The organism is Kiloniella laminariae (assembly GCF_027214005.1).
GTDB classification, from domain to species: Bacteria; Pseudomonadota; Alphaproteobacteria; order Kiloniellales; family Kiloniellaceae; genus Kiloniella; species Kiloniella laminariae_A.
The window spans coordinates 327096-347472 of sequence record NZ_JAPWGY010000002.1; the positions used below are offsets into that span (position 1 = coordinate 327096).

At 49.5% G+C, this 20377-nt stretch carries 18 protein-coding genes; 11 read left to right on the plus strand and 7 right to left on the minus strand.

Annotation, left to right across the window (positions count from 1 at the left end; all coding sequences use genetic code 11):
* The first annotated feature begins 180 nt into the window (after positions 1-180).
* Positions 181-1251, plus strand: coding sequence for a phosphoribosylformylglycinamidine cyclo-ligase (gene purM / locus O4H49_RS06225; protein ID WP_269422574.1), 1071 nt, complete (start codon positions 181-183; stop codon positions 1249-1251).
* On the plus strand, positions 1239-1883 hold the full coding sequence (gene purN / locus O4H49_RS06230; RefSeq protein WP_269422575.1) for a phosphoribosylglycinamide formyltransferase: 645 nt from the start codon (positions 1239-1241) through the stop codon (positions 1881-1883). The genes purM and purN overlap by 13 nt, the downstream gene beginning before the upstream one ends.
* Before the next feature lie 51 nt (positions 1884-1934).
* Here purN and O4H49_RS06235 read toward each other — a convergent pair whose 3' ends face one another.
* On the minus strand, positions 1935-2978 hold the full coding sequence (locus tag O4H49_RS06235) for a zinc-dependent alcohol dehydrogenase family protein (RefSeq protein ID WP_269422576.1): 1044 nt from the start codon (positions 2976-2978) through the stop codon (positions 1935-1937).
* Between the two features lie 287 nt (positions 2979-3265).
* On the opposite strand from O4H49_RS06235, the gene O4H49_RS06240 reads away from it, so the two are divergent.
* On the plus strand, positions 3266-3388 hold the full coding sequence (locus O4H49_RS06240; protein WP_269422577.1) for a hypothetical protein: 123 nt from the start codon (positions 3266-3268) through the stop codon (positions 3386-3388).
* Between the two features lie 73 nt (positions 3389-3461).
* Here the strand turns inward: O4H49_RS06240 and O4H49_RS06245 are convergent, their stop codons facing one another.
* The 3 genes from O4H49_RS06245 to O4H49_RS06255 all read right to left on the minus strand — a co-directional run bounded on the left by O4H49_RS06245 (position 3462) and on the right by O4H49_RS06255 (position 6055).
* Complete coding sequence (locus O4H49_RS06245) at positions 3462-4583, minus strand: aminotransferase class V-fold PLP-dependent enzyme (RefSeq protein ID WP_269422578.1); 1122 nt, start codon at positions 4581-4583, stop codon at positions 3462-3464.
* A 286-nt stretch (positions 4584-4869) separates the two neighbouring features.
* The gene (ndk, locus tag O4H49_RS06250) at positions 4870-5292 is read right to left on the minus strand and encodes a nucleoside-diphosphate kinase (protein ID WP_269422579.1); all 423 of its coding nucleotides are present in this window, start codon (positions 5290-5292) and stop codon (positions 4870-4872) included.
* Between the two features lie 160 nt (positions 5293-5452).
* Positions 5453-6055, minus strand: coding sequence for a DUF1131 family protein (locus tag O4H49_RS06255; protein WP_269422580.1), 603 nt, complete (start codon positions 6053-6055; stop codon positions 5453-5455).
* A gap of 145 nt (positions 6056-6200) precedes the next feature.
* Here O4H49_RS06255 and O4H49_RS06260 point away from each other — a divergent pair, with 145 nt between their 5' ends.
* Complete coding sequence (locus tag O4H49_RS06260) at positions 6201-8114, plus strand: ABC-F family ATP-binding cassette domain-containing protein (protein ID WP_269422581.1); 1914 nt, start codon at positions 6201-6203, stop codon at positions 8112-8114.
* A gap of 25 nt (positions 8115-8139) precedes the next feature.
* On the opposite strand, the gene O4H49_RS06265 is transcribed toward O4H49_RS06260, so the two are convergent.
* Positions 8140-8994: a substrate-binding periplasmic protein gene (locus tag O4H49_RS06265; RefSeq protein ID WP_269422582.1), complete on the minus strand. Its 855-nt coding sequence runs from the start codon at positions 8992-8994 to the stop codon at positions 8140-8142.
* A gap of 352 nt (positions 8995-9346) precedes the next feature.
* On the opposite strand from O4H49_RS06265, the gene rlmJ reads away from it, so the two are divergent.
* Both rlmJ and O4H49_RS06275 read left to right on the plus strand, forming a co-directional pair.
* On the plus strand, positions 9347-10129 hold the full coding sequence (rlmJ, locus tag O4H49_RS06270) for a 23S rRNA (adenine(2030)-N(6))-methyltransferase RlmJ (RefSeq protein WP_269422583.1): 783 nt from the start codon (positions 9347-9349) through the stop codon (positions 10127-10129).
* A gap of 131 nt (positions 10130-10260) precedes the next feature.
* Complete coding sequence (locus O4H49_RS06275) at positions 10261-11085, plus strand: universal stress protein (RefSeq protein ID WP_269422584.1); 825 nt, start codon at positions 10261-10263, stop codon at positions 11083-11085.
* 58 nt (positions 11086-11143) lie between these two features.
* On the opposite strand, the gene O4H49_RS06280 is transcribed toward O4H49_RS06275, so the two are convergent.
* Both O4H49_RS06280 and O4H49_RS06285 read right to left on the minus strand, forming a co-directional pair.
* Positions 11144-11599 carry a DNA polymerase III subunit chi gene (locus O4H49_RS06280; protein WP_269422585.1) on the minus strand — a complete coding sequence of 152 codons (456 nt, stop codon included), beginning with the start codon at positions 11597-11599 and terminating at the stop codon, positions 11144-11146.
* Positions 11600-11656: 57 nt separating this feature from the next.
* The gene (locus O4H49_RS06285) at positions 11657-13156 is read right to left on the minus strand and encodes a leucyl aminopeptidase (protein ID WP_269422586.1); all 1500 of its coding nucleotides are present in this window, start codon (positions 13154-13156) and stop codon (positions 11657-11659) included.
* Positions 13157-13362: 206 nt separating this feature from the next.
* Between O4H49_RS06285 and O4H49_RS06290 the strand changes: the two genes are divergently transcribed.
* The 5 genes from O4H49_RS06290 to pdxA all read left to right on the plus strand — a co-directional run bounded on the left by O4H49_RS06290 (position 13363) and on the right by pdxA (position 20238).
* Positions 13363-14541, plus strand: coding sequence for an LptF/LptG family permease (locus tag O4H49_RS06290; protein ID WP_269422587.1), 1179 nt, complete (start codon positions 13363-13365; stop codon positions 14539-14541).
* Positions 14538-15662: an LPS export ABC transporter permease LptG gene (lptG, locus tag O4H49_RS06295; protein WP_269422588.1), complete on the plus strand. Its 1125-nt coding sequence runs from the start codon at positions 14538-14540 to the stop codon at positions 15660-15662. Before O4H49_RS06290 ends, lptG begins: the two co-directional genes overlap by 4 nt.
* 31 nt (positions 15663-15693) lie before the next feature.
* Complete coding sequence (locus tag O4H49_RS06300; RefSeq protein WP_269422589.1) at positions 15694-17880, plus strand: LPS-assembly protein LptD; 2187 nt, start codon at positions 15694-15696, stop codon at positions 17878-17880.
* Between the two features lie 61 nt (positions 17881-17941).
* Complete coding sequence (locus tag O4H49_RS06305; RefSeq protein WP_269422590.1) at positions 17942-19183, plus strand: peptidylprolyl isomerase; 1242 nt, start codon at positions 17942-17944, stop codon at positions 19181-19183.
* Positions 19180-20238 carry a 4-hydroxythreonine-4-phosphate dehydrogenase PdxA gene (gene pdxA, locus O4H49_RS06310; protein ID WP_269422591.1) on the plus strand — a complete coding sequence of 353 codons (1059 nt, stop codon included), beginning with the start codon at positions 19180-19182 and terminating at the stop codon, positions 20236-20238. The genes O4H49_RS06305 and pdxA overlap by 4 nt, the downstream gene beginning before the upstream one ends.
* The last annotated feature ends 139 nt before the right edge of the window (positions 20239-20377 follow it).

Here is a 20377-nt window from a genome sequence, read left to right on the forward strand (position 1 = left end):
TCGCAACTGCGCCAGATGACGTCCGGACCTGATACTAATCCCGAACCATGCCCTTTTAAAGGCTCGGGACCCGAAAGCCCTGTATGATCGGGATTACTATCAGGTTCAGACACTTGAGTACATTAATACTCGAAGTTACAGGAGGATGCCATAAGTACCGTCCCTAATAAGCCGGGATCATTGAGCTACAAGGATGCCGGTGTTGATATTGACGCCGGAAATGCTCTGGTCGAGGCCATTAAACCCTTGGCGAAATCCACGAATCGCCCCGGCACCATGTCTGGTCTTGGCGGATTTGGCGCTTTCTTTGACCCCCGTGCAGCAGGATTTACCGACCCCTTGCTCATCGCCTGTAATGATGGTGTCGGCACCAAGTTGAAAGTCGCAATCGACGCCAACAAACACGATACCGTCGGCATCGACCTGGTTGCCATGTGTGTCAACGACCTGGTTGTACAAGGCGGAGAACCCCTGTTTTTCCTCGACTATTACGCCACGGGCAAACTGTCCGTCGCCGCGGGCCGTGATATCATCGCCGGTATTGCCGAGGGTTGTGTCCAGTCCTCCTGCGCGCTGATTGGCGGCGAAACCGCTGAAATGCCGGGGATGTACAGTAACGACGATTACGACCTCGCAGGATTTTCCGTCGGCGCGGTTGAACGCGGCGAAGCCCTCACCGGTGATCTGGTAAAAAATGGCGATGTCGTTCTCGGCCTCGCTTCCAGCGGCCCCCATTCCAATGGCTATTCCCTGATCAGAAAGATCGTGGAACGCTCCGGTCTGGCTTACAGTGATACGGCACCCTTTCAGCCTGATGCAACTTTGGGCGAAGCCCTTCTTGTTCCGACAAAAATCTATGTCAAAAGCTGCCTCGCAGCCATCCGGGCCTTCGGTACCAAGGGTGACGGCGTCAAGGCTCTGGCACATATCACCGGAGGAGGTTTTATCGAAAACCTTCCACGTGTTCTCCCCGAGGGTCTGGGGGTGACCATCAATGGTATCAACTGGCCTGTGCCAAAGGTTTTCCAGTGGCTTGCCCAGGAAGGCAACATTGCGCCTCTGGAAATGATGCGTACCTTCAACTGCGGGATTGGCATGGCGGTGGTCGTTGCCCCAGACAAGGTAGAAGCCGTGACAGGCATTCTCGAAGCAGAAGGTGAAACAGTGGTTTCTCTTGGCACGATCGAGACACGTTCAAAAGGTCAGCAATCCGTTCAGATCGAAAGGCTCGCAGAAACGTGGCCCGCTTAAAGGTTGGCGTTCTGATTTCCGGGCGGGGCAGTAATCTTCAGGCGTTGCTCGATGCAGCGTCTGATTCTGCCTTCCCCGCAGAAATTGTGCTTGTTCTCTCCAACGTTCCCGGTGCTGCCGGTTTAGAGCGGGCAGAAAATGCCGGAGTTCCCACTGCCACAATCAACCACCGGGATTTTCAAGGCCGCCAAAGCTTTGACCGGGCGGTTACCTCTGCGCTGGAGGCTGCCGGGGTTGAGTTCGTCTGCCTCGCAGGTTTTATGCGCCTTGTGACCCAGGAATTTGTCGAGCACTGGCACAACCGAATGATCAATATCCACCCTGCCCTCCTGCCGCTGTTTCCGGGCCTTGATACCCACCAACGTGCGCTGGATGAAGGCTGTAAACTCCACGGTTGCACCGTGCACTTCGTCCGCCATGAAATGGACAGTGGCCCGATTGTCGGTCAAGCTGCTGTGCCTGTGCTGCCGGGCGATACCGAAAGCTCCCTCGCACAGCGTGTCCTTCTGGCCGAACACCGCCTCTATCCGGAATGCCTGCGCCTTATTGCCTCTGGTGAAGCCTCAATCAAGGGAGATGTCTTTACGCTCCCGGCAACACCCCCGGAAACACTGCTGATCAGCAATCCGTAGGTTTTATCCAGAAGACAATTCATTTGGGCTGTTTTCTGGATTTTCATCCCATCAGAATCTATCAATCACCACAACGCCCTGTGGGGATCTATGCGACATATCCATCAGGATCTGTGCGCCATCTTCCAGTGACACTGTCCGATCGATAAGCTTCTCCGGTTGCAGTTGGCCTTTGATCACCATCTCCAGCATCTGGCCGTATTTATGACCCTGCATGCCATGACTGCCATAAATATCCAGCTCCCGGCCAATCACCAGGTTCATCGGGATTTTCATGTCCTTGTGATCTCCTGCGGCCAGGCCGATCTGGACATGTCGTCCCCGTTTGGCAAGGCAGGCAATAGAATTATAAGCCGTGACCGGCGATCCAAGCGCATCGATGGATATCCCGGCACCTCCCGCGGTTATCTCGATAATCGCGGCGATGACACTTTCCGCTTCAGTGGCATTCACGATATGGTCCGCCCCCAGTTCCCGGGCCTGGTGCAGGCTAGCGCTATTGATATCCACAGCGACAACACGCGCCCCAAAAGCCTTGGCAATCATCACAGCACTTAAGCCAACGCCACCACAGCCATGGATCGCAACCCACTGTTCCGGCGCGACACCACCCCGGTTCACCACGCCACGAAAAGCTGTCATAAACCTGCAGCCCAGGCTGGCAGCGACTACGTGGTTCAGTTGTTCAGGCAAGCGCACCAGATTGACATCGGCATAGTCCACCGCCAGATACTGGGCAAAAGCCCCCCAGGCAGTAAAACCCGGCTGGAAGTCATTATCGCAGATATGCTCATTGCCCAGCTGACAACTTGGGCAGGCTCCACAACCACAGCTGAATGGCACGATCACCTCGTCCCCTTTGCGCCAGCGGGTAACATTCTGGCCAACCTCGACAATCGTCCCCGAACACTCATGGCCCGGCACATGGGGGAAAGTCTGTATCGCATTGTCATGCCCCACCCAGCCATGCCAGTCACTGCGGCAGACACCATTCGCCTTGACTTCGATCACCACCCCGCCAGCCGAAACTTGCGGATCAGGCAGATCACCAACCCTGATATCCCCATTGAATTTCTCATAAAAAGCTGCGCGCATGGCCTGGATCACCTCGAACTCTGGTTTCTCGACAAAGAATGGAACCTTATAAGATCCTATTCAGAAAACCCGGATTTTGAAAAGAATTCTGACTGCACGAACTTTACCTGCAGGCCCTCTTCAGGAAAAACAGGTGAAGCTTTGCCATCTAGACAGCAACAAAACGGTCCAGACAAAGCCTCTCCCCGGAAAAGCTTGAAAAAACACCTTCTCCCCAGTAAAGTCCCTGCGAGTAATTGGCCAAGGCCAAAGGTATCAACGATCATGGGTTAGAGGAATTCATTACCATGACTAACGAAGAACTCACGCGCGACCGCGAACGCGGATGGAACAGCTTTACAAAATATTCCGCCGTTTCTGTCGTCATTATCATGGCCATTCTCGCTCTTATGGCAGCGACACTGGTTTAGGTCCTTCCCGGATACCTGAACACAAAAGGAGGCTTTTCAGCCTCCTTTTGTGTTTTCATATAGAAGCCGGAGATCAAAGCAGATGATCCATCGCCTTAAAAAAGGCCTCGATATCGTCTGACGTGTTATAGAGATAGGGTGAAATTCTCAGCCCGCCGCCCCGCTCTCCGACATAAACATTTTTCCGGGCAAGCTTCTCACCTATTTTTTCAGGCAGTTTTTTCGGAAAAGTAATCCCGATAATATGTCCCGTTCGACTGTTCGCAGGCGGAACAGCCCAACCACGTTCCTCTGCATTGCGCGCGGCAAGATCCGTCAATGGGCGTAACGCAGCCTGAACTTTTTCTGGCCCCCAGGAAACGACCTGTATCATCGCCGCCACCGCCATAGAAAGAGAGACAAAATTGTTGCGCTCCCCCATGTCAAAGCGCGCCGCCCCCTCCTGCGGGCTCACGATCCCTGTCACAGGGTCGCGCGGTTTATGATTAAACTGGCTGTGCTCAAGAGCCCGACCTGACTGCCACTTGGGATCAACATAAAGAAATGCCATACTATAGGGGCAAAGAAGCCACTTATAGGCGGAACAAACAAGAAAATCAGGTTTGATCGCTTTTACATCCAACGGCATCGCGCCAACTATCTGGGTCGCATCAACCACCAGTGCCGCACCAACTTCACGACAGCGTTCACCGATGGCAACAAGATCAAGAAGGCTGCCATCTGTCCAGTGACAGGGAGGCAAGGCGGCTATAGCTGTTGTTTCAGAAATCTGCGCAACAACTGCCGATGTCCAGTCATAGTTATCTGGCCGTTTCACAACGGATAATTCCGCCCCTCGATCTGCAGCCATTTTCTCCCAGGCATAAACATTCGAAGGAAATTGCGCTTCCAGAACAACAATATTCTGGCCTTTACCAAGCGGAAGATTGCTTGCAGCAGTAGCAACGCCATAGGAGGTGGAGGGAATGATGGCAATATCGCTCCCGGTTGCCCCTATCAGGTTGGAAAAAAGTTCCCGCAAGCGATCTGACGCCTGATGCCAGACTTCCGGGTCAAGCTTCCAGGGGTTGGATTTAATGCCGATACCATTGATCCCGGCAGATCTGGAAATTTCGAGCTGCGGTGACTGGCCAGCACAATTGAGATAGGCCACTTCAGAAGGCATATCAAAAAGCGATCGGATGTTATCAAGCATATAAAACCCATCATGAATCTATTAAATGAACCAGCTCGCCGACAAATTGAAATCGGCCATACAGGCAGGTATGTGAAACAGAGATTTCTGTGTGATAAGAATGCGCCCGTTAATTGGATAATGCCAATGATAAATCCGGCGCTCCAAGGGGAAAAGCTTCAAAAAAGCATTGTCCCATAACAATTGTGAAAGCGCCTGGCGTTGGCACTCATCGCTCCTTTCCAAACAAAAAAAGAGGAGGCGAATGCCCCCTCTTTTCAATTAATACAAGTCAGTGAGTGACTTGTTAGCCAACGATTTCCGCATCGGTGAAGAAGAATTTGATTTCTTCAGCAGCTGTTTCCGGTGCATCTGAACCGTGTACGGAATTTTCGCCGATAGAAAGCGCGAATTCTTTCCGGATTGTACCTTCAGCTGCTTCTGCCGGGTTAGTTGCGCCCATAACTTCACGGTTCTTGGCAACTGCATTTTCGCCTTCGAGAACCTGAACCACAACAGGCTCGGAAATCATGAAGTCGACCAGCTCGCCAAAGAAGGGACGCTCTTTGTGCACCCCATAGAAACCTTCAGCCTGTGCACGTGTCATGTGAATGCGCTTGGAAGCAACAATCCGCAGACCGGCTTCTTCAAACTTGGCAATGATTTTACCAGTCAGATTACGCTTTGTGGCATCTGGCTTGATGATGGAGAAAGTACGTTCAAGAGCCATGTCAGGCCTCCTACTAAACAATAGTCAAAAAAGATGGAATTCGTTGGCGGCCTTATACAGCCAGACCAGACCCGGGGCAACTCTATTTAAATGACACTGGGTGTTTGTTTTCTCATGTCGCTGAACTGCCAGAGTGAAATTCAGCAAAAACACTTCAAAACTACCCCTCGTCTGCCCGCCAGACAATCAGGAGCAACTGGGCTTCATCTGTAAACTCTTCTGGGGGCAAGACACCGTCAGGCCCATCATGTCCCGGAATTTCATAGAGATGTGAAAGACGGGTATTCTTCTTATGGCGGCAGATTACCATCCCGCTGAACTGTTCTTCACCAGGAATACAGGTCGAAAAATCCTCATCGGGGAATCCCTCCCCTATGCGCTCTCCGTCTGGCCCCCTGATCAAAGCGGAAAGCGCGTGCAGGTAACCAACTCTTTGACCAGAAGAATCCGGAAAAAGCTCAATCAGCAGTTTATCCTGACGGTAGCCTTCGATAACCGTCACGAAGCCGCCCTCTTCCTCAAACGACATCTCGACAAAGCGCAGATCGGGATTTTCACGCTCCAGATGCCCCAGCTCAAACTTTGTAGTCTGATCGATTGCACCAAAGCCATCTTCGGTAAGCCGAGGAACTGATGAGTCTTCTTCAAACAGGCAAGCCGTAACCATCAGTCCGAATGCGCCAACAAAGATTGTCCTTCCCGTTTGCTGAAATAGCGTACGAGCAGCTTCCCTATAATAATCACAGAAAGCTATTCTTTTCATTTACTCACTCTGTTTCCTTCGTATCTGACAGCCGGAGAGTACCTCTGCTTATTGAGAAATGCAATTTCCCACGTTGCCAATTTACCGAATATCCCCTAAAGAAACCCCTTTGCGCCCCCTTAAGCTGCTGTGATGTCCTGTCCCCATGTTGCATATTAATAATCTTTCCTATCGTATTGTCGGCCGCCCGATCTTTGATTCCGCCTCTGCTACTGTTCACAAAGGCGACAACGTCGGTTTTATTGGCCGTAACGGAACAGGCAAGACAACGCTGTTGAGAATTATCTCTGGCGAAATCCATTCAGAACCTGGCGAAATCAATTTTCCAAACAACACAAGAGTTGGAAAAGTTGCCCAGGAAGCTCCCTCGGGGGACACAAGTCTGATTGATACTGTTCTGGCAACAGATCACGAAAGAGCCTCTTTGTTAAAAGAAGCCGAAAGCGCAACCGATCCCACCCGGATTGTAGAGATACACGAACGTCTTGTTGATATCGATGCTGATACAGCCCCCAGCCGGGCAGCCCGAATTCTTGCCGGCCTGGGATTTAACGAAGAAGCCCAGCAACAGCCCTGCTCTTCTTTGTCGGGGGGATGGCGTATGCGTGTCGCTTTGGCAAGCCTGTTGTTTGCCGAACCTGACTTTCTGTTACTGGATGAGCCAACCAACCATCTGGATCTGGAAGCAACCATCTGGCTTGAGAGTTACCTCAAAAGCTACCCTGGCACTCTGTTACTTGTCTCGCATGATCGTTCACTGCTCAATAATGTTGCCAACAAGATTATCCATCTCGAGAATCAGCAGTTGGTTTCCTATACAGGGAACTATGACCAGTTTGAGCAAATTCGCAGGGAAAGGCTTGACCATCAAGCCGCTCAGCATGCCAAGCAGCAAGAACAGCGTAAACATATCCAGAGCTTTATTGATCGCTTTAAGGCAAAAGCTTCAAAAGCCAAACAGGCACAGTCCCGTGTTAAAATGCTGGAACGCATGGAACCCATTGCTGCGGTTGCCGAAGACAGTACTCTTGCCTTTGACTTCCCGTCCCCAAAGGAACTCGCACCCCCCTTGATCAACCTTGATCAGGTCAGCATTGGGTACGAACCAGGCAAAGCTATTCTCAAAAATCTCAATCTGCGCCTGGACATGGAAGACCGGATTGCCCTGCTCGGAGCCAACGGCAACGGGAAATCCACTCTCGTCAAGCTCTTGGCTGGCCGTCTGGAGGCACAAGAAGGGCTTTTTTATAAGTCCTCCAAACTAAAAATCGGCTACTTTGCCCAGGATCAGGCAGAAGAACTGGATCTTGAAGCAACACCATACACTTTGATGGCACGCTTAATGAAAACCGGCACGCCAGAGTCAAAAGTACGGGCGCAGCTTGGACGCTTTGGCTTTGGTGTCAACCATGTTTCCACCAAAGTAGGCGCGCTTTCCGGTGGTGAAAAGGCACGGTTGTTGTTTGCTCTGACCACCCGTGATGCACCACATATTCTTCTGATGGATGAACCGACCAACCACCTGGATGTCGACTCACGCGAAGCTTTGGTTCAGGCCATGAACAGTTTTGAAGGGGCAATCGTCCTGGTTTCCCATGATCCACACCTCATTGAGCTTACCGCAGATCGTTTCTGGCTTGTTGGTGATGGCACCGTCAAATCCTATGATGGTGATCTGGAAGATTACAAAAAACTTTTGATTGAGCAACGCCGACAGGAACGTCAGAAAACACGTATCAAGAATGATGATACGACTGAGACAGCTGATGCGCAGCGTTCAAAAAATATAAGTAAAAAAGACAAACGCCGGGCTGCAGCCGAAGCAAGAGCAGCTGGGGGAGATCTTAAAAAAGCTGTGCGAATGGCCGAGCAAAAAGTGGAAAAACTTCAGGCAAAGAAAGAAAAACTTGAAATTGAACTTGCAGATCCAGCGATCTATGAAAACAGTAATGTTCGACAACTAGAACTTACCAGAGAGATCGGCAAGATCGACAAGGAACTTTCCAAAGCCGAAGAAGAATGGCTGACCGCGCAGGAAAAATACGAAGCAGCCAACTAGAAATCCAGGTTGAGTAGTCTCCCTGTTAATTACTAAGTGATGCTTCTGGTACCGCCGCAACATATTTGGGGATGAGCTGTTCTGTCAGTTCATCCCTTTTTTCGGCAATCCTCTCCCAGAATTTTTCGGCGAGATCAGGATAGTCATCAACGAATTGATGGCTGAAGATCAGAAAATAGTCTTTCGTCGCCAAGGGTACTTCAACCTTCTCAATTGTATTGATGTTGTTCGTCGCCAGATAACTGTCAGCAACGACCTCCTGATCAGCAACCCCTACAATACGGGTATTCTCCAGATTGAGGAAATTGGTTTCCGTCGTTTTTGCCTCGACAACAACGACACCTTTTTTCCTCAAATCAGCTACAATGGAATATCCCGCGTTTGCTCCAAGCGCCCCGTTCAAATTCGAGAAAGAATGACCATTCCAATCTAACGCTGTCCCTTTAAGACGATAAAGAACATAAGACAACACGGCTAACCTTTTTTGGGAATCAGGTTGTCCTCCGCGCATGGGAAAGACACCAAATTCCTGACGCTCCGGTTTAAATGAAAAAATAAACGCTGCATCTAGCCTGTTTGCTTTCAGTTCATGCAGAACCCGTCTTCCGGGCAACCGAACAAACTCAACATCCACTCCAAGTTCGGATGCAACGATACTGATTATTTCAACTGAGATACCCGGAGGGTCAAACGGTAAAGAACTGTTTCCCAGAAAATATGGAAATGATGCATTATCATTATAACCGATGCGTAACTTCAAATCTGATGCGTAAAGTACTTCTTCACCTGAAAAAAATAGTATCAGAGACAGAACCAGCCTCTTAAAAAATCGAGGGTTGATTTCTCTACACAAACAGATCAGAAGATTGAACAAGTTCAAAACCAGCTCCTTGAGCAAGGCTCAAAAAGTAAAAACAATGGACAGGCATCTCATTCAACCATGAAAACAACACTACCCATTACAACAAACCCAAATATATGATCAACTATAAGAAGCAACCGCTCAATTAAGGACATTACAATAGTAGCTCCAATGCTATAAAAAATCTTTAATATTTTAAATCAAGATCACATCAACCTCATTTTTCTTCCTAAAATTGAAATTTTATTTCAGGCAATAGAAATAATAGAAATTTCACTAACCAAACTATCCAAGATGAATTAGAAGAATCAGTAAATATTATTTAAAGATACTCGACTCACCAGCCAAACTGACAGGAAAACTGCATCAAATGTTATCATACCAACACCTGTACCATGCGGGTTGTATCGCTGATGTTCATAAACATGCAGCCCTGTCCATAGTTCTGTCCAAGCTGGCAGGAAAAGGCAAAGCACTTCATTACATGGAAACCCACGCCGGAAGAGGAGTTTATGATTTAACCGCTCCCGAAGCCGAAAAAACCGGGGAAGCAAGAGAAGGTATTCTCAAGGTATTGGAAAAGGGGCAATGGCCCAAAAAACACCCTTATTTTCATACAATTAGAGAAACCAAGAAAAAATTTGGAACTGACTATTACCCTGGATCGCCTGAAATCGCCCATTGCCTGCTCAGACCAAATGATCATCTACATTTAATGGAACTCCACCCCGGAGAATTTTTCGCCCTGAAATCAAATATGCGTGCTCGAAACATTCATCTACATCATCAGGATGGATACAAGGGGGTTCTGGCACTTTCTCCACCAGAGAACCAACGGGGACTCGTTCTTATCGATCCAAGTTACGAAATCAAAAGCGAATATAACGCTGCTGCTGACTTCATTTTGGCGTTGCATGACAAATGGGCAGAGGCCGTCATTATACTTTGGTATCCCCTGTTGAAGGATGATCGCCATAAAGAAATGTGTGCCACGCTAGAAAAAACCGAGCTGCCGAAGTTTCGTCGCGAGGAAATTATTTTTGCTGATCGAAATGCCGTCAGGGGAATGTATGGCAGTGGCCTGATCTATATCAATCTTCCTGCTGGCATTGAAGATACTCTTACCCAATCATCAAAATTACAGCAGCTATAGGTTTTTACCGCTTATTGATCTTGATCAATGCTGATGGATAGGTCTTTCCCCAGTATAAAGGGAGAGATCGCTGCAGATACAAATGCTGACGCCTTCAGAATTCCACCTAATCGTTTCAGTGGAGGAACAAGATGCTACGAGATATCCAGATTCAGATTGATGGTCATCCGGAAAACGCAACACGTATGGCGGCCGCGCTTCAGCTCGCGGCAAAGCTTGATAAAGTTCACCTGATCGGAGTACATGCCCTCAAAACGCCAGAAGCAATCCTCTATGGCGCTCCGCACGGAATAACAGGCTACTTTCCCGAAGAGGTGGTTCAAACTCAGCGGGAAAATATTCAAAACCAGGCCGATAAACTTAGAAAATCGTTTGAAGAGCAAGCAGGACAAGGGGGTGTTTCCCATGAATGGCGACAGCTTGAAGGGCGTGAAGTAGACATCATTGCATTCCATGCACGCTTTACAGACCTCACAATTATCAGCCAGTCCAAAGGTAGTTTTGCTGATGAACTTGAATTCTCTGGCTCCTTGTTAATGGAAAACGGCCTGCCTATTCTTGCCGTACCGCATAAAAAAATTCCGGATGATATCTCTGGGAATATCCTGATCGCCTGGAACGGCTCTCCAGAAGCTGCAAGAGCTGTCAGTGGCGCATTACCGCTTTTAAAAGTTGCCAGGAAAGTCGTGCTTCTTTCTGTCGGAGAAGTTGAAGAAGATAGCATTTCCCAAAAAGACATCGCTGATCATCTCTCACGCCACGGTATTACCTGCAAACTAAGAACCGAGCAAAGCCCCTTCCCTGAAGATATAATTATGGGGGTAACCCAAAGCGAAGACATCGGACTTATTGTAGCGGGGGCATGGGGGCATAGTCGTATCAGGGAAATGATTTTTGGTGGTGTTACCAAAAGCCTCTTTTCCAACCAGCAAATCCCGGTCCTCTTGTCTCACTGACCCTGTCGAATATCTCGTTAGAGTATAAGTGTACCATTGGTGCGGGGGGAGCTTGCTGTTAGGCTTTCTTCTCCCAACCACCCCGTTCTGTCTGCTGCCAGTAAGTCAGATCATGATCCGCTGTTTTCAGGCTTTTCCAATGGCTCCGCGCCCCCTGCACAGAAACATTGTTATTCCCATCAAAAAGGATGGCGCAGAGCGAGGCTTTTATATCAGATAACTGATCTGTACTTGCGCCATGGATCAGGAAGATGACATCTGCCGATTTGATTTCGGATGGTTCTACGGTCAACCAGATTGGGTGCTCGCCCTGTAACCCATCTCGTTTTGTGCCGTGAGGCAGAAAAGAGTCGGGACGGTAACTCCAGAGAGCCTGGTCTATTTCAGCAAGACGCTTTTCATCACCGGAGAGAACAACAGCTCTCTGTTCCCGTTCCAGAACCTTCTCCAGCATCTTCGGCAATGCAGATTCCAGGGGCGTCCTGGTCAGATGATAGAACCTAATGTCAGCCATAATGTACGTCATCTCTTGGAAGAGCGAACAGCTGTGCTGTTCGCTCTTCTGGATAGGTCAAGCTTCGTAGTTATCGGCAACAAAGCGTTCAAGCAGGCGAACGCCGAACCCCGTCGCACCTTTTTCTGCAATTGGCTTGTCTTTTGCAGACCAGGCAACGCCAGCAATGTCGATGTGAACCCAGGGTGTTCCGTTTTCAATAAACCTTTGAAGGAACTGTGCTGCGGTAATTGATCCAGCGAATCTGCCCCCGATATTCTTCATATCGGCAGCATCACTATCGATCAGTTTGTCATAACAATCAGCCAGCGGCAGACGCCAGACACGTTCGTCGACGGCTTCGCCTGCCGAAACAAGTTTGCTGGATATATCATCGTTATTGGAAAAAATACCTGCAATATCATTGCCCAGTGCAACAAGAATGGCTCCGGTAAGGGTAGCCAGATCGATGATCAGCCGGGGTTTGTGCTTTTCCTGCACATAAGACAGAACATCCGCAAGTACCAGGCGACCTTCAGCGTCTGTGTTTAGCACCTCAATCGTTTTTCCGGAATAGGATGTTACGATATCTCCGGGGCGCTGTGCATTGCCAGAAGGCATGTTTTCAGCCAGCCCGCAGGCTCCAACAACATTGACCTTCGCCTTTCTTCCGGCCAGGGCTTTCATCAGACCATAAACCGTCCCGGCACCTCCCATGTCGAATTTCATATCTTCCATGCCAGCCGCAGGCTTGAGAGAGATCCCTCCGGTATCAAAAGTCACCCCTTTCCCCACAAAGGCCAGAGGTTTTTGCTCTCGGCTTTCCGGTGCGCCGTTCCACTCCATAATAACGACCTGAGAATCCCTGGCAGATCCCATACCAACGGCCAGAAGGGCATTCATTCCAAGATCAGCCATTTCTGCTTCCCCCAGAACTGTGACCTTGACACCCAATGTTTCAAGTTCCTTTGCCTGCTCTGCAAAGCTTTCCGGATAGAGACGGTTTGGCGGTTCGGACACCAGTTGACGTGTAAACAATACACCCTGGGCAACTTTCTCAAGCTTCTCAAAGGTCGCCTGGGCATTTTCTGGGGATGCACAGTGCACCGTCATAGATTGCAGGGATGGCATACTCTCGGGTTTGACATTGGTTTTGTACGTATCAAACCGGTAGGAACGCAGCAAGGAACCATGAGACACATGTGCAGCAAGGACAGCCTCGTCCTTGCCTTCGGCCGTCAGTCCGTCAATCACAACACAGACTTCTGTTTCCCCTTTGCCGGACAGTTCCTTGTAAACACGCCCGCCCAGATTCTCAAGATCAACCACCTTAAGGGGCGACTTCTTACCAAGACCTGCCAGGAGAATACGGCTGTTATCAATGTTTGCAGGAGCCAGAATATCCAGGAGTTCTCCTGATTTCCCTTTGAAGCGGCTATTCTCTATTGCCCGGAGGATCTTACCGCCACTGGCCTTGTCCAATGCCTGGGCAGTCGGGGACAACTCTCCGCCTTCATAAACGGCAACAACCAGTGCGCCTGTCGTGGGAACATTTCCTGAAATGAAGGAAAACTTCATGCTATCCTCTTTGAATATGAATTAATGAAACAGCGAACAAAATTCGTTAGTCAGTACCCTGAGGCCAACCTAAACCGGAAAACTTTCAATTGCTCACCCAAATCTCTTTGATCTAACGTAAAAGTTCCACGATTTAACTGGACGTGGCAAGGCTGTTCTGGCTATTTCTTCACAGTATATTTTGCGAGACTGAATTTCGGACACTGATGCAGATTATCTCACGTTACATGTTATTGCAGCTGGTTTTATTCGCGATATCTGTCGCGATATCCCTTGCTGTGGCTGTCTGGCTGGCGCAATCCCTGCGTTTTGTTGACATGATCGTGAATGATGGCCTGCCGGCATCGACCTTCTTCTATTTTGTTATTCTCCTGATGCCCTACTTTCTTGTCATCGTGATTCCGGTCGCCACTTTCTGTTCAGTGCTGTTTATTTACAACAAGCTTAACACTGACAGCGAGTTGATCGTCTTGCGGGCAGCAGGTTTTTCACAATTCCAACTCGCCGGTCCGGGCATCAAGCTGGGTTTGCTTGCCATGCTTTGTGTGGTTTCAATCAACCTGTACTTCCTCCCTGCATCCTACCGCGAATTCAGGGAACTCCAGCACTATTTTCGGGATAACCTCTCCCCGGTTCTTCTCAAAGAAGGAAAATTCAATACACTTAACAACGAATATACAATTTACTTCAAAGAGAAAACGCCGGCAGGTGAATTAAAGGGGCTGCTTGTTCATGACAGCAGTGTAGTCGGTGTTCAGGTTACGTACCTTGCAGAGACCGGTGCGTTGTTAAAAGAGAAAGATGATTTCAGAGCCATACTCTGGAATGCCAGCCGTCAGGAAATCGATCCGGAAACTGGCCGACTTTCAATTGCCTATTCAGATAAATATGTATTGAAATTTGCCAACATCAGCCAGGATGAAGGCGACCGCTGGCTCAAACCCAGAGAACGCTTCCTCTCGGAGCTTCTTTTTCCGGATTCAGAAAATCCGCGAGATCTGGATAACTTTGATGAGCTTGTCGCAGCCGGGCATTATCGAATTTCCAGTCCTCTTTTCACCCTGGCAATGGCTTTCATTGCCTTGGCTTGCCTTCTATCAGGTGAATTCAGTCGACGAGGGCAACTTGGCAGAATAATGGTCGCCATCTGCTGTATGGGTGTCATGATGCTGGCAATGTTTTTGCTTAAAGACATTACTGAAAAAAATTCAAGCCTTATTCCTGTGCTCTATGTTTGGCCCCTTGCTGTCATCATGATATCAATTTTTGTACTGCAAAAAACCAAGAGAACCGTCCCCCTCAGGAAATCAGGTGAGACAGGCTCCACACCAAGTGATCAGACCACTGAAACACAGGACCAGGCGACAGGGCAGGCAAAGGGATGACTGTTTTTCATGAAAAAAGAGCTGTAAAACCGGCTTTTATCTCTTGGACCCTCTTCAGCTATGCTTCCAGAAACTACCTTTTCAGTTTTTTTGGGTTTTTCGCAGTGCTTATGGGGGTCGTATTTCTGATTTCGCTGCTTGAAGTATCTGATGATCTTGAGGACAAAGCCGTTCCTTTTTTACAGATCGTAAAAATTGTTCTCTTTCGCCTGCCTCAACTGAGCGAGGAAATCATGCCTTTCATGATTCTCTTTGCTGCTATGGCAACTTTCTGGAAAATGACCAGGGCAAATGAGTTGGTTATCATCAGAACCGCTGGTGTATCAATCTGGGGAATCATTCTTCCCTTCGCTTTTTGCTCTCTCATGATTGGTGTGTTGAGCTTTGCAGTAATAAACCCGATATCTTCTGCACTCTTTGCAAAAAACAAAGAGCTTGAGCGACTGTACAAAAAAAGTGATCAGGCTGTTTTCAAAGTCTCTGAAACAGGACTGTGGCTCCGGCAATCTGACGAAACAGGTATCTCGGTTATCCATGCAGGCTCTGTAAATAGCGATCTCTCACTCAATAGTGTGATAATCTTCCAATTGGCTGAAGATGGCGATTTTCTCTCGAGGTATGATTCTGAAAAAGCGCAGCTGGCAAATGGCAACTGGATCTTAGAAAAAGTTTGGCATTCTTTTCCCGGCGAAAAACCAACCTTCCTGCTAGAAGCTCAACTTCCGACAGACCTGACTATGGAGAAAGTACAAGAAAGCTTTGCTAATCCAAAGTCGATTTCTTTTTGGGAACTCCCCTATTTTATCAATTTGCTTGAAAATGCAGGATTTTCAGCAATCAAACACAAATTGCAATTTCATCGCCTTCTCTCCAAGCCTTTTCTCTTTATTGCAATGGTTCTCCTTGCCGCAACCTTTTCAATGCAGCAACATAGGCGTGGACGGGTTGGCCTGATGATCCTTTCCGGTATACTTACCGGTTTTATGCTTTATTTTCTTTCCAACTTTGTTTTTGCGCTGGGACAGTCCGCTAAAGTTCCGATTGCTTTGGCTGCTTGGTCTCCGGCAGGAGTATCTTTATTGCTAGGCGTTACAATGTTGTTACATCTGGAAGACGGTTAAGTCGATGTCTTTTGGGGGGATAAACAGAGCTATGAAAAACAGTGTTTCGGCGATCGCCCTGTCACTGTCATTTTCTGCGTGTGTAATAGGCGCCAAGCTTGTGCATGCACAGGCCACAGATGCCATTGAACAAAATGTTCCTGCGCTAATCAGCGCAGATGAAGTCATTTATGACGAAGGTTTAGGCATAGTCACAGCAGCAGGAAATGTAGAAATATCACAAGGGCAGAGAACCGTTCTTGCCGATACAATTTCTTATAACATAAACAATAATGTTGTAACTGCTACAGGCAACATCAGTCTATTGGAGCCGAGCGGCGACATTGTTTTTGCAGAACACGTCGAACTCACTGAGGACCTGAAAGAAGGCTTCATCCGCGACATCAGAGTCCTTCTTACTGATCGCAGCAGGCTTGCGGCAAGTAGTGGACAACTTACCGGTGGAAATATTTCGGTTTTCACTAACGGCGTTTTTAGTCCTTGTGAACTATGCAAAGACAATCCTGATCGCGCACCTATCTGGCAACTAAAAGCCAAGAAAATTACGCACAACAAGACTTCACAAACGATAAAATACGATCACGCCTGGATGGAAATATTCGGAGTGCCGATCATCTACACCCCGTACCTCGCCCACCCAGATCCAACGGTAAAGCGACGGAGTGGTTTTCTTCTTCCAAGTTATGGAAGTTCTACCCAACTCGGCAATACCCTGCAAATTCCTTATTACTGGGCGATAGATGAATCTTCTGAATTTCTTTTTGCCCCTATCGCTACGACAAAACAAGGTATTGTTCTTGCCGGGGAATATGAACGAAAATTCAACACTGGCGACTTGTCTATTGAGGCAAGTGCAACGGTTGCCGACCGCCGAGGGAGTAACGATACTGTCCACAGCGATGAATTTCGGGGACAAATCATCAGCGAAGGACGCTTCGATCTAGATAAAACCTGGAGATGGGGATACAACCTCGAACGTGCAACAGATGATACCTATGGACGTGTCTACGGTTTCAACACAGATTCTGAATTGGAAACCAGTGCTTTTGTTGAAGGGTTCAGAGGTCGGAATTATGCAAAAATAGACAGTTACACCTTTCAGAGTTTAAGGAGTAATGTAGATGATTCCGAGAACCCTTTTGTTCTCCCCCGGGCAGAATATAACTTTGTCAGCCAACCAGGTATACGTGGCGGAACCTATCGACTGGACTCAAATCTGCAAGCTTTGGGGCGTTCTGAAGGACGTGATAGTCGTCGGCTCTCTATGATTGGTGGGTGGGACCTCCCATACACAGGCTCATGGGGAGACCAGTATAAACTTACCGGACAAATCCAGACAGATGGATACTGGGTAAATGACGTAAACCAGGACGGCCCTGAAGTTCGTCCTGGTGACAACAATTACAGTGGGGTAACCGGACGAGCATTCCCCCAATTAGCCTTGGAATGGCGTTACCCTTTCGCAAGTTACCGGGGTAACTTTACCCAGACAGTTGAGCCAATTGTACAGGGTATCCTTGCACCAAACGGATCCAACCCGGGGGAAATACCGAACGACGACAGCCAGGAATTCGAGTTCGACGATACATCACTCTTTTCACTCAACCGCTTTGCGGGGACAGACCGCGTCGATTCCGGTAGTCGCGTCAGCTATGGTTTCAAGTGGACAGCCAGCACGATCTCAGGTAATCAGGCTGATTTCCTCCTGGGGCAGAGTTACCGTTTCAATGGAAAAAGTGCTCTCTATGAAGAGAACTCTGGTCTTCGGGATCCCCTGTCCGATATTGTCGGTCATGTTGGCATATATACTATAGATAATTTTGATGCCCTCTACCGTTTCAGAGTTGATCCGGATGACTTCAGTGTAAATCGAAACGAGATCGAGGTTACAGTCGGGCCGAAGGCATTCAACCTCAATCTTGATTATGTCTTCCTGAAAGATGACAATATCAACGATGAAACCATAGATAGGGAAGAAGTGAAGGTTGGAATAAACAGCCAGTTGACAGAATACTGGAGCCTCAACTCGAGTTACACCCGAGATCTTGATGAAGACGATTCACGTGAAGCCAGTTTAGGAATGATCTATCAGGATGAGTGTATCATTATTGATTCGCTCTACACACGCACTTGGTTCCGCGACAGAGAACTTGAACCTGACAACAGATTCACTGTCGAACTGACGTTCAAACATCTCGGTACGATCCAACCGCTGTAATCACCGAGATATCCTGCTTGATGAAACATCTTACTGAAGTAACAAGGAATAAGATACTCTCATGAAACGTATACTTTTCGCCTCCCTGATGAGTATCCTGTTCCTTTGCGGACATCCTGCTGTTTCTCAGGATGTCCTGCGCCCTGCGGCTGTTGTGAACGATGATATTATATCACTTTTGGATGTTGCACAGAGAACCCAGCTCGCCATCATCGCTTCGGGCAGGCAAGATTCTCCGGATCTCAGGCGCAACATGTTACAGCAGGTTGTCCGTACACTGATTGATGAAAGGCTCAAACTCCAGGAAGCTGAACGGCTGAATATTGTTATTTCGGACCAGGAAATACAGGGCGCCTTTGGCAAGGTCGCAGCCCAGAATAATATGTCCCAGGAACAGCTTCTTGATACGTTGAGAAAGCAGGGTGTTTTGCCGGTTACGCTCTACGATCAGTTCCGAGCTGAACTCGCCTGGAGAGCAGTGATCAACGCACGCCTGCGCTCAACGATTAACATTACAGATGCTGAAATTGAAGAGGTCGTTGCCAAGGTCCAGGCAGAAGGAGCAAAAACGCAGAAGCGGATCTTTGAAATATTTTTAGGCATTGATACCGCTTCTGATGAAGCACGGGTGAGACAACAGGCGGAAGAAGCCCTCGCGACGATTAATGGCGGCGCCCAGTTTTCAGCAATCGCCCGACAGGTTTCCCAATCGAACAGCGCCAGTCTTGGTGGCGATCTTGGTTGGCTTCAGAGCAGCCAGCTCGCCCCTGAACTCCAGCCTGCTGTTGCTTCGGCTGCACCGGGAATGATCCTTGGTCCCATTCATACGACACGTGGCTATTACATTCTGCTTGTACAGGATGAAAGATCCACGCGCAGTGAGGAGAAGGTTCACCTGAAGCAGTTTTTCTTTGCCCTTCCCGAGAACGCGACATTTGAGCAAAGGCAGCTCATCCAGTCCAAGGCTGCCGATGCACGCCGCAAATACGAAAGCTGCAGCACAATGGACGCGCTTGCCAAGGAACTTGGCGATCTGGGCTCCGGTGATCTGGGCACGATCAACACCAAAGATCTTCCTGCGGCAACCAGCGAGGCCATTCGCAATGTCAAGGTCGGCGAAACGTCTGCTCCGATCCAGGTCTCTGGCGGGATTGCCGTGATTGCGGTCTGTGACCGACAGGCAAGCGGCGGGATTGACCGGCTGGCTATACAGCAAAAACTGGCAGATGACAGGCTGGATTCCCTGGCGCGGCGCTATCTGCTGGACCTGCGTCGCAGCTCCAACGTGGACATCCGCCTGTGACAAAGGCCACGGCCTCTCCGCTCCTTCGCCCCTCGCTTCCCCTGGCCCTGACCATGGGCGAGCCGGCGGGGATTGGCGGCGAACTGACGCTCAAGGCCTGGCTGGAGCGACGGCATAGTAACACTACGCCTTTTTTCGCCATTGATGATATCAGGCGACTGGAGGTCCTGGCGGCACAGCTCGGGCTGGCCGTCCCCGTCAAAGAGATCGCCGGGCCGGAAGAAGCGGCGGGTTGTTTCGCCGAAGCCCTCCCGGTTCTGAGCCAGAAGTTGTCAGATGTTGTGATTTCGGGACAGGTCAATCCGGCGAACGGAAAAGCGGTGCTCGGCTCGATCGAGCGGGCGGTCGAGCTGGTCCGGGCCGGGCGTGCGGCGGCGGTGGTGACCAACCCGATCAACAAGGCGGCGCTCTATGATATCGGCTTCAAACATCCCGGCCATACGGAGTATCTCGCTGATCTAGCAGGGATTTCCACGCCTTCGGTCATGATGCTGGCCTGTGCCCAGCTGCGGGTTGTCCCGGTCACGATACATCTTTCCCTCGCACAAGCGATAAAAAATATCAACCAAGAATTGCTGACCCACACCATCAGAACAACCCACCGCGCGCTGCAGGACGACTTTGGCATCGCCGCGCCACGGCTGGCGGTCTCGGGCCTCAACCCCCATGCAGGCGAGAACGGCAGCATGGGCCGCGAAGAGATCGAGCTGATCATCCCGACCCTGGAACTGATCCGCAAGGAAGGCCTTGATCTGATCGGCCCGCTGCCCGCGGACACCATGTTCCACGCCAGCGCGCGCAAGCGCTATGACGTTGCGATCTGCATGTACCACGACCAGGCCCTGATCCCGATCAAGACGCTGGATTTTGACGGCGGGGTCAACATCACCCTCGGCCTGCCCTTTATCCGCACCTCGCCCGATCACGGCACGGCCTTTGATATCGCGGGCAAAGGTATAGCTAACCCCGCCAGCCTGCTTGCCGCACTGGATATGGCGGCAGAGATGGCAAAAAAGACGGCGGGCAAAAGCCGTCATGCACCGAAGGCTCCGTAACAGGTCTGCGCCCCCAGTCTGCGCCCCAGGTCACTGCTACAGTGTTCCGGGCCACTCCCCAGACCACGTTTTTCCCCCACCCGAGCATCCCGCGATCTGGCACTATCCGGTAGACAGGCCCCGATAGATATAGCCCAAT